Annotated in this window: 9 protein-coding genes; 2 read left to right on the top strand and 7 right to left on the bottom strand. The window is 64.4% G+C overall.

Annotation, left to right across the window (positions count from 1 at the left end):
- Positions 1-123: 123 nt before the first annotated feature.
- Together CJD35_RS02840 and CJD35_RS02845 are read left to right on the top strand one after the other, a co-directional pair.
- Complete coding sequence (locus CJD35_RS02840) at positions 124-2,241, top strand: autotransporter assembly complex protein TamA (RefSeq protein ID WP_026002328.1); 2,118 nt, start codon at positions 124-126, stop codon at positions 2,239-2,241.
- Positions 2,241-6,458, top strand: a complete 4,218-nt coding sequence (locus tag CJD35_RS02845) for a translocation/assembly module TamB domain-containing protein (protein ID WP_017182827.1) — start codon at positions 2,241-2,243, stop codon at positions 6,456-6,458. The genes CJD35_RS02840 and CJD35_RS02845 overlap by 1 nt, the downstream gene beginning before the upstream one ends.
- 119 nt (positions 6,459-6,577) lie before the next feature.
- Here CJD35_RS02845 and CJD35_RS02850 read toward each other — a convergent pair whose 3' ends face one another.
- From CJD35_RS02850 to dapA, 7 genes are all read right to left on the bottom strand, one after another.
- The gene (locus CJD35_RS02850; protein ID WP_017182828.1) at positions 6,578-7,366 is read right to left on the bottom strand and encodes a transglutaminase-like domain-containing protein; all 789 of its coding nucleotides are present in this window, start codon (positions 7,364-7,366) and stop codon (positions 6,578-6,580) included.
- Positions 7,367-7,681: 315 nt separating this feature from the next.
- Entirely contained in the window at positions 7,682-8,755 is a 1,074-nt protein-coding gene (gene recA / locus CJD35_RS02855) for a recombinase RecA (protein ID WP_026002329.1), read from the bottom strand.
- 99 nt (positions 8,756-8,854) lie between these two features.
- Positions 8,855-9,211 carry a response regulator gene (locus tag CJD35_RS02860; protein ID WP_017182830.1) on the bottom strand — a complete coding sequence of 119 codons (357 nt, stop codon included), beginning with the start codon at positions 9,209-9,211 and terminating at the stop codon, positions 8,855-8,857.
- A 96-nt stretch (positions 9,212-9,307) separates the two neighbouring features.
- Positions 9,308-11,737 carry a hybrid sensor histidine kinase/response regulator gene (locus CJD35_RS02865; protein WP_017182831.1) on the bottom strand — a complete coding sequence of 810 codons (2,430 nt, stop codon included), beginning with the start codon at positions 11,735-11,737 and terminating at the stop codon, positions 9,308-9,310.
- A gap of 47 nt (positions 11,738-11,784) precedes the next feature.
- A complete protein-coding gene (locus tag CJD35_RS02870; RefSeq protein WP_017182832.1) occupies positions 11,785-12,381 on the bottom strand; it encodes a DUF2062 domain-containing protein in 597 nt (198 codons plus the stop codon).
- Positions 12,382-12,384: 3 nt separating this feature from the next.
- The gene (smpB, locus tag CJD35_RS02875; protein ID WP_017182833.1) at positions 12,385-12,867 is read right to left on the bottom strand and encodes an SsrA-binding protein SmpB; all 483 of its coding nucleotides are present in this window, start codon (positions 12,865-12,867) and stop codon (positions 12,385-12,387) included.
- Positions 12,868-12,974: 107 nt separating this feature from the next.
- Positions 12,975-13,853, bottom strand: a complete 879-nt coding sequence (gene dapA, locus CJD35_RS02880) for a 4-hydroxy-tetrahydrodipicolinate synthase (protein WP_017182834.1) — start codon at positions 13,851-13,853, stop codon at positions 12,975-12,977.
- Positions 13,854-13,932 lie beyond the last annotated feature (79 nt).

Below are 13,932 nucleotides of genomic sequence, written 5' to 3' on the forward strand. Positions count from 1 at the left end.
AGGGATGGAAGCGCGGGCCGTCGCGGCGAATTGCCCGCCGGACGGAACCGCGGCAACTGCTTGAGCGTATTGCTGCTTTGTGGCCGCCTTCATGGCTGGCGACCAGAGGGGCGTGACGGACATATGATAATAAGACAGGCGCATCATGTCCGGCACATGTTGGGCCTTCTTATCGCGACCGCATCCCCCCTGCCGCTGCTGGCGCAGACGCCGCCGCCCGCCACCACGCCATCCTTGCCCTATGATGCGACGCAGGCTGAAGAGCCGATCCTGCCGGACGACCAGTTCGAGGCGCGCCTGCCGCAGATGGAGGGAAGCGACCCCGCCAAGCCGCTGCCGTCGATCGACAGCTGGATTGACCAGCAAATGCCCTCGACCGGCGCAGCGGCGGAATTGCCGCCTGCCATCGAGCCGGCTGAGGAGCAGGAACTGGCGCAACCGCTGCCCCCGCTGGACAGCGTAACCGTGCCCGCCAACGTCGCGGCCGACAGCGACCCGAACGCAAAGCTGCCCGACGTCCGTTATGCCACCCGGATCGAGGGTTTTGGCAAGACGGGCCTTGAAGACGAATTCCGGGATGCATCCGCGCTGATCGACGGCGATGGCAAGGCAGAGACCGCCGCGATGGTGCAGGCACGGGCGCAGGAGGATGAGAAGCTGGCGGTACGGCTTTTCTATTCCGAAGGCTATTATGACGCGACCGCCCTCGCCAGCCTCGACCAGACCGGCGATGGCACGTTGACCGCCGTGATTTCCGTGACGCCGGGCAAGCGCTACAAGCTGGGCGACATCATCGTGCAGGCCGGGCCGACCGTGCCGCCGGGGCTGGTGCGCGACAGCCTGCCGCTCAAGACCGGGGACTATATCGTCGCGACGACGGTCGAAGGCGCGGAGGCCAATGTCGCGCTGCGCTTGCCCGAACAAGGCTATGCTTTCGCCAAGGTGGGGGAGCGCGACATATTGCTCGACCCCGCGACGGTGACGGGCGCCTATACCCTGCCCGTCGACACCGGGCCGCGCGGTACGTTCCGCAAGATTACCACCAGTGGCGACAAGCAGGCGTTCGGGGCCGATCATATCGAGGTGATCCGCCGCTACAAGCCGGGCGAGGTCTATGACAGCCGCAAGGTCGATGATTTGCGCAAGGCACTGGTCGCGACCGGCCTGTTTTCCAGCGTCGCGGTCGATCCCGTTCGCACCAACGAGGCGGGGCCGGACGGGACCGAATATGTCGACCTGCACGTCGAACAGGCTGCCGGGCCGCCGCGCACGCTGGCGGGCGAGGTGGGATATGGCACCGGTCAGGGTTTCCGCGCCGAAGGGACATGGACCCATCGCAACCTGTTTCCGCCCGAAGGCGCGCTGATCGCTGGCGTGGTCGCGGGCACGCAGGAACAGGGCGTGTCGGGTACGTTCCGCCGGTCCAACGCGGGCAAGCGCGACAAGACGTTTCAGGCCGGTGCGCTGATCAACCATCAGAAATATGACGCCTATGAAGCCTTCACCGCCGGGCTGAACATCAGCTGGGCGCGGCAATCGACGCCGATCTTCCAGAAGCGCTGGACCTATACCTATGGCGCGGAAATCCTGCTGTCGAACGAACAGACGACGATCGATCCGGCGACTGGCCAGAACAAGCGGCTGACCTATTTCATCGGCGCGCTGCCGGTGCAGGTCGGCTATGACCGGTCCGACGATCTGCTCAACCCGACCAAGGGATTCCGCGCCAGTGTGCGCGTGTCGCCCGAAGCGTCGTTGCAGGGCAATGTTTCGCCGTATGTGCGCGGCACGTTCGACCTGACCGGCTATTATCCCGTGTCGGATTCGCTGGTTATCGCGGCGCGCACCCGGCTTGGCACGATCAGTGGCGTGTCGCGCGACGATGTCGCGCCATCGCGGCGCATCTATGCGGGCGGCGGCGGATCAGTGCGTGGCTATGGCTATCAGGAACTGGGGCCGAAAGATGTAAACAACGATCCCATCGGGGGCCGATCGGTCAATGAATTTGCGGTCGAGGGCCGGTATCGTTTTGGCAATTATGGCGCGGTGGCCTTTGTCGATGCAGGTCAGGTCTATAACAGCGCGATCCCGAAATTTTCCGACATGCGCTATGGCGTCGGCATTGGCGGGCGCTTCTACACCAATTTCGGCCCCTTCCGCGCCGACATTGCAATGCCGATCAACCGGCAGCCGGGCGAATCCAAATTCGCCGTCTATATCGGTATTGGGCAGGCCTTCTAATGACTCAGGATGACACCCCCGCCCAGACCGTCCCTAGCGAGGCCGTGATCGTGCGCGAAGGTCGCCCCTTGTGGCAGAAGATCGCGATCGGGGTCGTCGGCCTTGTCGTGGCGCTGGTCGTGCTGGTGGCGGGCCTGCTGCTGGGCCTCAACACCCAGCCGGGCAAGCGATTCCTGATCCAGCAGATCGCGGCGCTGAAACTCGAATCGGGCATGGCCATCGAAGTCGGACGGATCGACGGGTCGATCTATAGCGACATGGTGATTCACGATCTTGTGCTGCGCGACCCCAAGGGCGTGTTCGCGGTGTCCCCGCGCGTGCATGTCGTGTGGAAGCCGTTTCGTTATGTGAACAACCATATTTCGGTCAGCCTGCTGGAAACCCCGCTGGTGGTGCTGGCGCGCAGCCCGCAGTTCAACGCCACGCCGACCGATCCCAATGCCCCTATCCTGCCGGATCTGGACATTGACGTCGACCGGCTGAAGATCGGCAAATTCGTGCTGGCGAAGCCCGTCATCGGTCAGAAGCGCGAAATCGCGATCGACGGCGTAACCCATATCGCCGACGGCCGCGCGATCCTGTCCGCCGACGCGATCGTCGACAGCGGCGACCGGTTACAGGCGAAGCTGGACGCGGTTCCGGCGCAAAATCGGCTGGCCATGAGCGGCACGCTGACCGCGCCCAGGGGCGGTGTCATTGCCGCCATGTCGGGCCTGACCGACGGGATGACCGCGACCTTGGATGGCAAGGGGACATGGCAGGCCTGGAACGGGCGCATCGTTGCGACCAGTCCCAAGGGCGAGATCGCCAACATCGCCGTCGCCGCGCGTGATGGCGCATTCTCCGCCAAGGGGCCGCTGCGCCCCGGCCTGATGATGGCCGGCACGGTCGATCGCCTGACTGCGCCGCAGCTGGACGTCGACCTGTTTGCAGGCCTGAACGAACGGCGCGTCAACCTGAAGGCGACGCTGCGTTCCCCTGCCCTGTCCGCCGATGCGCAGGGCCTGGTCGATCTGGGCACGAGCCGGTTCAGCGCGCTGAAGATCAATGCGGCGCTGCTGACCCCCGGCGCGATCATGGAGAAGGTCAAGGGTCGCGACGTGCGCGCCGCCATCGTTCTGGACGGGCCGATGGCCACGCCGTTCATCGATTATGACATCAGCGCCAAATATCTCGCGTTCGACGCCACCGGCATCGAAAATCTGAAAGCCACCGGCCGCGCGGTGATCGACGCCGACCGCATCCGCATTCCCGTCAACGCCACCGCGAGCCGGGTGACCGGCCTTAACGCCGCGGCTGGCGGATTGATGAACAATCTGCGGGTGAAGGGCGATTTCGCCTATGCCAGTGGGAGGTTGATCAGCGACAACCTCAAGATCGACAGCGACAAGATCGACGCGACCGCAATAATCCTCGCTGATCTGGACAACGCCCTTTATCGCGGGGCGCTGAAAGGACGGGTCAATGATTACCGGATCGACGGCGTCGGCATCGTCAATCTCAACACCGATATAGAGCTGGTCCCCGGACCCAAGGGCGGCTTTGGCCTGTCGGGCCGCTTTGGTGTGCGAACAGCGCGCTGGGACAATGCGTCGGTACGCGATTTCCTGGGCGGCAACGCCATCGCCACCGGGCGGATCGGCATGACGCCGGAGGGCAAGTTCACGCTCGCCGGGCTGAAGGGCGCGGCGCCCAATTTCACCATCCAGTCGGGTTCGGGCAGCTACGACACCAACGGCCAGATCGCGTTCGACGCCACCGCCGCCTCGCGCCAATATGGGCCGCTGGAGTTGACCGTCCGCGGGACGATGGAGCGACCGCAGGCGGTGTTGCGCGCGGCACGGCCCAATGTCGGCGTGCAGCTGAATGATGTGGTCGCGAAGCTGAACGGAGAGGCCGCAGGCTATCGGCTCGAAGCGACCGGCGGATCGCCCTATGGCCCCTTCTTCGCCAATGTGCTGATCCGTACCGCCGCTGGCCCGTTGACGATCGACATCGCCAAGGCCCGCTTTGCCGGGGTCGATATGGCAGGCACGCTGCGGCAGAGCGCGGCCGGTCCCTTTGCCGGTCAGCTGAGCCTGAACGGGTCAGGCATTACAGGCGCGGTGCGGCTGGCGGCGGTTGGCGAGGCGCAGGGCGTGGATGTGAACGCCACCGCCAATAACGCCAAGCTGCCGGGCGACGCGGACGTGATCATCGGCCGCGCCATCGTCAACGCCTCCATGGTGCTGACCGATCAGCCCCGAATCCTGGCGGACGTGCAGATCGCCAACGCTGCCTATGGCGACTATGTGGTGCGCACGGCGCGCGCCAAGGTCGATTATCAGGGCGGGCGTGGCAAGGCGCAGCTGGTGGCCGATGGCTCCAGCGGCGTCCCCTTCTCGATCGCGGCCAATGCCGCGCTGCGCCCCGATCTCTATGCCGTGGCGTTGCAGGGCAAGGCAGGCAATATACCCTTCCGCCTCGCCAACCCCGCGATCATCCGTACGGAGCCGGGGGGCTATCGACTGGAACCGGCCACGCTGATCCTGCCGCAGGGCAAGGTCGATCTGGCCGGACGGTCTGGCGACAGCACGGCCATGCAGATGCGGTTCAAGGATTTTGACCTGGCGATCATCAACATGGCCTCGCCAGGACTGGGTATTGGCGGCAAGGCGACCGGGACGATCGACTATGTGCAGACCGGCAATGCTTTCCCGACTGCGACCACGCGGCTCGCCATCTCGGATTTCCGGCGCTCCAGCCTGACCGCCGTGTCCGATCCCGTGTCGATGAGCATGGAGGGCAAGCTGTCCAGCGCGGGCGGCGACCTGCGCGGGCTGATCCGGCGCGGTTCGTCGACGCTGGGACGATTCGTGGCGACGCTCGCCCCGCCCGGCCCCGGCAACAGCTGGAGCGAGCAGTTGCAGGCGGCGCCGCTGGGCGGTGGCATCCGCTATGCCGGACCGGCCGACATTCTCTTTTCCTTCGCGGGTCTTGCCGACCAGCAACTGACCGGCGGGCTGGCGGTAGCAGCCGATTTCAGCGGGCGACTGGCTGATCCGCGTATCAACGGCGTCGCCCGCGCCAATGCGCTGACCTATGAAAATGAGACGTTCGGCACGCGGGTCACCCAGATGAAGCTCGATGGCCGCTTCACGAACGACCGGCTGGAGTTGCGCGACTTTTCCGGCCGGGCAGGCGACGGCACGGTCCAGGCGTCCGGCACGGTGGGCCTTGCCGCCGACAGCGGGTTCCCGATGAATATCGCCATCAAACTCGACCGCGCCCGGCTGGCCCGAAGCGAAGCAATCACCAGCGTCGTGAGCGGGACGCTGGCCATCACCAACAGCGCGGCCAATGGCGGCCTGATCAAGGGCGACCTGAGCCTGCCCGAAACCCGCTACAGGGTCGCCTGGCAGGGTGGCACCGAGATTCGCCAATTGCAGGGCGTGCGGCGCAAGGGCGAAGGCGCGGACATTCTGGACCAGCGCCAGGCCGCGCGTCAGGCGGCGGCGAAGCCCGCTGACTGGAAGCTCGACATCCGGGTGCGGGCCGACAATGAAATCTATGTCACCGGCATGGGGCTGGATTCGGAATGGAAGACAGCGATGCGGGTGACCGGCACCACCGCCAACCCGCGGGTTGTCGGCAAGCTGGAAGTGCTGCGTGGACGCTATAGTTTTTCGGGCAAGCAGTTCGACCTGGAACAGGGGGTCATCACCTTTAACGGACCGATGCTGAACCCGGTGCTGGCGATCAAGGCGCAGACGCGGATCGATACGGTGACGGCGGGCATACAGGTGACCGGATCAGCGCAGCAACCCGACATCGCGTTCATTTCCAATCCCACCCTGCCGCAGGACGAAATCCTGTCGCGCATATTGTTCGGCGATAATGTCGCCAACCTGTCTGCGATGCAGGCGGTGCAGCTGGCGGCGGCGCTCAACGGCCTGCGCGGCGGCAGCGGCGGGTTGAACCCGATGGGCAAGTTGCAGGGCGCGTCGGGAATCGACCGCATCGGCATTGTCGGCGGCGATGAAACGACCGGGCGCGGCACGAGCCTGGCGGTGGGGCAGCATATCTCCAACAATGTCTATGTGGAGGTGATCACCGATTCCAAAGGCTTTACCGCCACCCAGCTGGAGATCGCGCTATCGAGGACGCTGAGCCTGTTGTCGAAGACCGGGACCAATGCCGGATCGTCGGCGAACCTGCGCTATTCCAAGGATTATTGAGCGGAGCGCGGGCATCGCGCTCTTGAGATTGCCGGTTCGGGCCGAACCTGTCGAAGCCCTGTCCCTACATCAAGCAGGACGACGCTTCGACAGGCGCAGGGCGAACGGGGACGGGCTGCCTAGCCCTCGTCCACGCGCGAGACGAGGATCGACTGGGCGTTCATCATGGCGTTGCCAAAAGCGGTCATGAAGGCGATGTCGGTGGCGTCGCGGCCGACCGCGATGCGAACCATGGTTTCGACCGGGGCGAGGCCGGTAGAATCGACGATGCGCCACGCCCCGTCGAGCCAGACTTCGACAACGGCATGGAAATCGGGCGGATCAAGGTCGAGGGCATAGACCGAGACGAGCCGGGCCGGAATATCGCGGGAGCGGATCAGCGCGGCGGTCAGATGGGCATAGTCGCGGCAGACACCCTGTTGGGCAACGAAGGTATCGGCAGCGGTGGTCGTGCCGTCGGAACTGCCGGGCACATAGATGAGATTGTCGCGCACCCAGTCGCGCAGCGCCGCGACCAGCGCGCCGCCCTCCAGATCGGGGAAATGGCCGCAGACGAAGCTGACGAAGCGGTCAGCCTCGCAATAGCGGCTGGGCCAGATGAAGGGCAGCACATCCTCCGGCAGGCTGGGCAGCGGGCTTTTGGCGAGGCTGGCAAGGTCGATCGCGGGGCGGTCGACATCGACGGTGGCGCGGTAGGTGCTGAGCATCCGTCCGGTGCCGGTGCGGGTCCAAGTGCGCCGGCCAACGCCGCTGCCGCCCACCTTGTTGGTCAATGGCCCGGCATTGTTGATGATATGGGACTGGCTGACGATGCGCTGATCCGGCAGCGCGGCGGCTTCCACCGCCAGCAGCACATCGGTCGGTTCGGCGAAGTCATAGTCCAGTATCGCCTCGATCGCGACGCGCATCAGGGGAGCCTTTCAAAAGCGGGAAGGAGACGCGGTAACGCGCCAGCCGCCATTAGGGTGCAGAGCATTGCGAGAGCGCAGGCAGGGCGCAAGTGCCGGACGCACTGAACCGCTTAACTTCGCATATTTCCCGGCAAATCGGACATTATCTTGCGCTGGCCCGATCCTATCGGAAAGTCGGCGTTGATGGAGCCGGACGGTAAAAGGCCCGCTGCGCAGGGGGTGCGCGGCGGGCCTTTTCAGTGCGTGAAGCGAGGGGCGGACGAGTTGCGCCAGAGATCGTTCCGGCTGATCGGGCCGGACGAGCATCTGCGCTTATTCGTCATCATCCTCCGCTTCGGGTCCGGCCATCAACGCTTCGGCAACCTCTTCGGTCTTGCCCCGGATCGCCTTTTCCAGACGATCCGCCATCTCAGGATGCGTTTTCAGAAATGTCTTGGCGTTTTCACGACCCTGGCCGATGCGGACAGAGTCGTAGGAGAACCAGGCGCCCGATTTCTCCACGATCCCGGCCTTGACGCCCAGATCGAGGATTTCGCCAATCTTGGAGATGCCTTCGCCATACATGATGTCGAATTCGACCTGCTTGAACGGCGGCGCGACCTTGTTCTTGACCACTTTCACGCGGGTCGCATTGCCGACAATATCTTCGCGATCCTTGATCTGGCCGGTGCGGCGAATGTCGAGGCGGACCGAGGCGTAGAATTTGAGCGCATTGCCGCCAGTCGTAGTTTCCGGATTGCCGTACATCACGCCGATCTTCATCCGCACCTGGTTGATGAAGATCACCATACATTTGGAGCGCGAGATCGAGCCGGTCAGCTTGCGCAGCGCCTGGCTCATGAGGCGCGCCTGAAGGCCGACATGGCTGTCGCCCATTTCGCCTTCGATTTCCGCCCGCGGCACCAGCGCGGCGACCGAGTCGACCACCAGCACGTCGATAGCGTTGGAGCGCACCAGCGTATCGACGATTTCCAGCGCCTGTTCGCCCGTGTCGGGCTGCGACACGATCAGTTCGTCAATGTCGACGCCCAGTTTCTTGGCATAGCCCGGATCGAGCGCATGTTCCGCGTCCACAAAGGCCGCCGTGCCGCCATTCTTCTGCGCTTCGGCAATGGCGTGCAGCGCCAGCGTGGTCTTGCCCGAACTTTCCGGGCCGTAAATCTCGATAATCCGCCCCTTGGGCAGGCCGCCAATGCCAAGAGCGATGTCGAGGCCGAGCGAGCCGGTCGAGATGGCTTCAATCTCGATCTTTTCCCGGCTGCCCAGCTTCATCGCAGAGCCTTTGCCAAAGGCCCGGTCGATCTGGGCAAGCGCGGCGTCCAATGCTTTTTGTCTGTCCATAGTCCCGTTCTTCTTGGAATCGATGAGTGTGAGCATAGCGGACATCGGCCTAATCCCTGTCAAGCGGACTGCGTCGATTCTCTCGGCGCCTGGCGATGATGTATCCTGTTTGTTCTAATAGAACAAGAGGGGAACGGAAATTTCCTATTCGCCCAATATTTTTCCCAACGCCCGCTCGACCGCGCCGATCGTGAAGGGCTTGGCAAGCGTGGGACGGTCGGCATGATGGGTCGGCAGATCGTCGGCCATGCCGCCCGTCGCAAAGACGAAAGGCACGCCTTTCTGGACCAGTATGTCCGCGACGGGCCAGCTTTTCTCACCCTGCAAATTGCAGTCGAGCAAAGCCGCGTCAAAGCCGCCGTCGCGCGCATGGGCGCAGGCTTCGTCGACCGAAGCGGCGACCGCATGCAAGCGATAACCCAGCGCGTCGAGATAATCTTCCAGCATCATGCCGATCATCGCTTCATCCTCGACGATCAAAATGCTCTTGCCGTCCGACATGCCGTGGCGATCCCCTGTTGATACGCGCATGCGCTAACCCATCGGTGCGGGAATGGACAGGATAATTACCTTGATCAAGCACAACTTATTCGAGGGTCATTCCGCCACGGGTCGTGTCGCCAGTGCGTCCCGCGCCGCTTCGGCCAGTTGGTTGACCGAGAAGGGCTTGGGGAGGAAAGCGACGTTGGCGATGTCGATCGACTTGCGCAATTGCTCCTCGGCATAGCCCGACATGAACAATACTGGCAGGTCGGGGAAAGCGCGACGCGCCTGCGCCACCATGGCGGGGCCGTCCATATTGGGCATCACCACGTCGGAGATCAAAAGGTCGATCGCGACATCGCCTGCCAGCACCTCCAGCCCCTGCTCGCCGTCGCTGGCGGTCAGCACGGTATAGCCCTGCCGCACCAATGCCCGTTCTGCGACGGCACGGACCATGTCCTCATCCTCCACCAGCAGGATGGTGCCGGTGCCCCATGTCTCGCTGCGCCTGACCGGCGGCTTGACCGGCGCGACGTCATTCGCATCGGAGCCAGCATAGACAGGCAGGTAGATGACGAAGCTGGCACCGCGCCCCAGTTCGGATTCGGCAAAGATGTAGCCACCCGACTGCTTGACGATGCCATAGACGGTGGACAGGCCAAGGCCGGTCCCCTTGCCCAGTTCCTTGGTGGTGAAGAAAGGCTCGAAAATCTTGGCCAATATGTCGGGCGGGATGCCAAGCCCGGTGTCCGATACGCGCAGCGCGGTATAGTCCCCCGCCGGCAGGATTTGCTGGCGCATTTCGCGCACCTTGATCGCGGGCACGGCATAGGTCTGGATATTGAGCGTGCCGCCTTCGGGCATGGCATCGCGGGCATTGACCGCCAGATTGACGATCACCTGTTCCAGCTGGCCGGGATCGGCGCGCACCGCGCCCAGATTGCGCCCATGGCTGACGTCCAGCTTCACATTTTCGCCCAGCAGGCGTTTCAAAAGATTGGAGACGTCCGCCACGATGTCGGGCAGTTGCAGGATCTGGGGCCGCAGCGTCTGCTGGCGCGAAAAGGCGAGCAATTGCCGGGTCAGGCCGGCGGCGCGATTGCTGTTCGATTTGATCTGCTGAATATCGTCATAGTCGCTGTCGCCGGGCGTATGCCGCATCAGCATCAGGTCGCAATGGCCGATGATGGCGGTCAGGATATTGTTGAAATCATGCGCGACGCCGCCCGCCAGCTGGCCGATCGCCTGCATCTTGGTCGCCTGCGCCACCTGCCGCTTGAGCTTGGATTCCTCGCTATTATCCTTGAGCGAGAGGAGCACCGCCGCCTCGCCCAGCCCGCGCACGCCAGCCAGGCTCAATGCGATCGGCTCGTCAGGCTGGTCCCGCATGCGCACGGCTATGTCGCCCGACATTTGCGGCCCCACGGCAAAGCGCCGCACCGCGTCGGCCACCGCCGCCTGATCCTCCCGCACAACCAGATCGCCGGGATAGCTGGGCTTGTCGCCGGGTTTGAGGCCAGCGACCCGCGCAAAGGCATTGTTGAGGAACAGCACCCGCCCGTCGCGGTCGGCCATGGCCAGGCCAAAGGGCAGCAGCGACAGCAGGGTTTCGATGTAGGAAAGCGCCGACGTGCCGCCGCCGCCCGCCGGTTCGTCGATCAACAGCAGCAGCATCGGCCCGTCCTGCGCGCTGACCTGCGCCGCCATGCCGTTGCCCTGCGTCACCCGCTTCAACGGCACCTGTAGCAGGCGCAGCGGCAGGCCGCCCTGCTCTTCGCGCGCCAGGAACAGTCGCCCCTTGTCATCCACGCGCATATGGCCGGCGAAATCGCGCCCGGTGATATTGGCGTCGATCCGCCCGGCGGCGCGCAGCAGGAAGGCGCCATTGGCGGCACGGATGCGGCCTTCGCCACCGATCATCACCGCCATCACGCCCGCCTCGCCCAGCTGGCGGCCCGCTTCGCCGGTCAGGAAGCGGTTGACGTCGTCCAGCGCGCTGGGCTGGCGCACCGGGGCAAAGCGCCAGAGCAGATAATCCTCGGCCCGGCCGGTACGCACCACCTCCGCATCCAGCCGCAGCGCGCCCTGCGCGATCCCGCCGACCTTCGCCTCCCCATCGCGCCAGGCGGCGCGGGCAGCGACCGACAGGCTTTCGGTGAGTGCCGGATCGCCGGTGATGCCGGGCGGGGTGGGATAGCCGGCGAACCATTCGCCAAACAGGTCGCTGGCGCAAACCAGCCGCCCGGCGCGATCGGTAACGGCGATCGCCATACTGGATGCGTCAGCGGCAGCGCGGGCGACCGTCCAGTCGGGGATCGCTTCCTTGTCGGAAAGTTGCGGCGGATAAAGGCGGCGATACCAGGCCATGAGCGCCGCGATGGTGAGGACGGTGGCCGCAAATCCGCCAGCCAGCAGCCAATTGTCGATCGCATAGAAAATCAGCCCGGCCGAAAGTGCCGCCGCCAGCAGCAAAAGCGGCAGGGCAAAACCCGATCGCGACTGGGTCAGCCACGCATCCCCATTGCTGTTCACCCGCGCGGCCATGGGCGGCCCTTCCCCTGCATCGACACTGTCAAACCCGCTTGCCCATCCTAGAGGACAGGAGCTGGTTTCTCCAATGCGCTGCTTTTATGGGCCTTGCCAATCCTCAATTTGCGCGCCTGCCATTTGCGGCCCATGCGATGACGCCAGACCCAGTCGGCAATGACATAGCCGATCGCGGCCGCAACGATCGAGATGATCGAGAGACCCAGCAGCAAGGCGGGCGCTGCTTCGGACACCAGCCAGGCGGCCCATTGGCCAATCGTGGCATGATGATCCACCAGCGTCATGAAGCCCGATGCGTCCGCGCTGCGGCCCAGCATCCAGTTGCCGATATAGACCGACAGCCACAGGATCAGCGGCGTGGTCGCGGGATTGGACAGGAAGGTCATGGCGGCCGCGACAGGAATATTGGCGCGGAAGGGCAGCGCCAGCAGCGCCGCGCCTGCAATCTGCACACCGGGGATCAACAGGAAGATGCCGACCAGCAGTCCCAGTGCCACGCCGCGGGGCACCGACCGGCGCGTGAAGCGCCACAGCGACGGTTCCAGCACGCGGTGCGCGACGGGCGCGAGGAACCTGTTATGCTCCAGGCTTTCGCGCGTCGGCGCATTGGCGTGCCACCAGCGGCTGAGGCGGTTGTCCATGGCTCAGCCCTTGTCCCGCATGATGCGCTGCTGGTCGCGCTTCCAGTCGCGGTCCTTGATCGTTTCGCGCTTGTCGTGATTCTGCTTGCCCTTGGCCAGCGCCAGTTCGATCTTTGCGCGGCCCTGGCTGTTGAAATAGACCATCAGCGGCACCAGCGTCATGCCCTGCCGCGACACGGCGCTGTGCATCTTGTGGATCTCCCGCTCGTGCAGCAGCAGCTTGCGGGGGCGTTTGGGTTCGTGATTCTGGCGATTGCCGTGGCTGTATTCAGGGATGTTGCTGTTCACCAGAAACACCTGATTGCCCTTCACCTCGGCATAGCTTTCGGCGATCGACCCTTCGCCGCCGCGCAGCGCCTTCACCTCTGTCCCCTGCAGGGCGATGCCCGCTTCGAACACATCTTCGATGAAATAGTCAAAGCGCGCGCGCCGGTTTTCGGCGACGATCTTTTTCTTGTCGAAGGTAACGGGACGGGGGCGGGCCATTAATCTACTTTTTCATCCGTTCGGTTCGAGAATCCTGAGCCTGTCGAAGGGCGAGAACCCTTCCCGCGCAGTTCTCGACAAGCTCGAACCGAACGGAGATGGGCCTTCTATACCAGCCCCGCAATTTCCAGCGCGCGGTCGACCGCGGCCCGGCTGGATTCCGACGGCCAGGTGATTGGCAGGCGGACGTCGCCGGGCATGTCGGGCCGCACGCGCGTAAGGGCATATTTAACAGGCCCGGGTGAAGAATCGCTGAACAGGGCATCATGCAAGGGGTAAAGACGATCCTGCAACGCCAAGGCACCATCCCAGTCATGCGCAGCGCAGGCCGCCTGGAAATCGGCGGTAAGGCGCGGCGCGACATTGGCGGTGACGGAGATGCACCCCTTGCCACCCATGGCGTTGAATCCCAATGCGGTTTCGTCATTGCCCGAAAGCTGGCAGAAATCCGGGCGGCAGGCGAGACGCTGTGCGCTGACCCGCCCCAGATTCCCGGTGGCGTCCTTGATCCCCACGATCGTCTGAAATTCTTCCGACAGGCGGTGGATCACCGGCACGCCGATGTCGGTGATGGTGCGGCTGGGGACGTTGTAGAGGACGATCGGCAGCGAGCAGCGTTCGGCGAGATAGGCGAAATGCTGATAGACGCCGTCCTGATTGGGCTTGTTGTAATAGGGCGCGACCACCAGCGCGGCATCCGCCCCGGCCCCTTGCGCGGCATACATATGATCGAGCGCGATCCGCGTGTCGTTGGAGCCGCAACCCGCGATCACCGGCACGCGCCCGGCGGCCTGATCGACGCAGATGGCGATGACGCGATTATGCTCCTCGACCGTCATGGTCGCGCTTTCGCCGGTGGTGCCGCAGGGGACGAGCGCGCTTGATCCTTCGGCGATCTGCCAGTCGACCAGCGCGCGAAACGCCGCCTCATCCACCGATCCGTCGCGAAACGGGGTCACCAGAGCCGGAATCGAGCCGGAAAACATGATTAAACTCCTTCAATTCTCCGGCCGGCCGGGGCATGATCAGTCAAGCGGCGCGCTATAGCGCGTCATTCAGGCGCTG

Source organism: Sphingobium xenophagum (genome assembly GCF_002288285.1).
GTDB lineage: Bacteria > Pseudomonadota > Alphaproteobacteria > Sphingomonadales > Sphingomonadaceae > Sphingobium > Sphingobium xenophagum.

What these genes read in the sequence shown, in the direction of transcription:
- CJD35_RS02840 (WP_026002328.1), top strand. Translation starts at nt 124, where the DNA reads ATGATAATAAGACAGGCGCATCATGTCCGGCACATGTTGGGCCTTCTT.
- CJD35_RS02845 (WP_017182827.1), top strand. Translation starts at nt 2,241, where the DNA reads ATGACTCAGGATGACACCCCCGCCCAGACCGTCCCTAGCGAGGCCGTG.
- CJD35_RS02850 (WP_017182828.1), bottom strand. Translation starts at nt 7,366, where the DNA reads ATGCGCGTCGCGATCGAGGCGATACTGGACTATGACTTCGCCGAACCG.
- recA (WP_026002329.1), bottom strand. Translation starts at nt 8,755, where the DNA reads ATGTCCGCTATGCTCACACTCATCGATTCCAAGAAGAACGGGACTATG.
- CJD35_RS02860 (WP_017182830.1), bottom strand. Translation starts at nt 9,211, where the DNA reads ATGTCGGACGGCAAGAGCATTTTGATCGTCGAGGATGAAGCGATGATC.
- CJD35_RS02865 (WP_017182831.1), bottom strand. Translation starts at nt 11,737, where the DNA reads ATGGCCGCGCGGGTGAACAGCAATGGGGATGCGTGGCTGACCCAGTCG.
- CJD35_RS02870 (WP_017182832.1), bottom strand. Translation starts at nt 12,381, where the DNA reads ATGGACAACCGCCTCAGCCGCTGGTGGCACGCCAATGCGCCGACGCGC.
- smpB (WP_017182833.1), bottom strand. Translation starts at nt 12,867, where the DNA reads ATGGCCCGCCCCCGTCCCGTTACCTTCGACAAGAAAAAGATCGTCGCC.
- dapA (WP_017182834.1), bottom strand. Translation starts at nt 13,853, where the DNA reads ATGTTTTCCGGCTCGATTCCGGCTCTGGTGACCCCGTTTCGCGACGGA.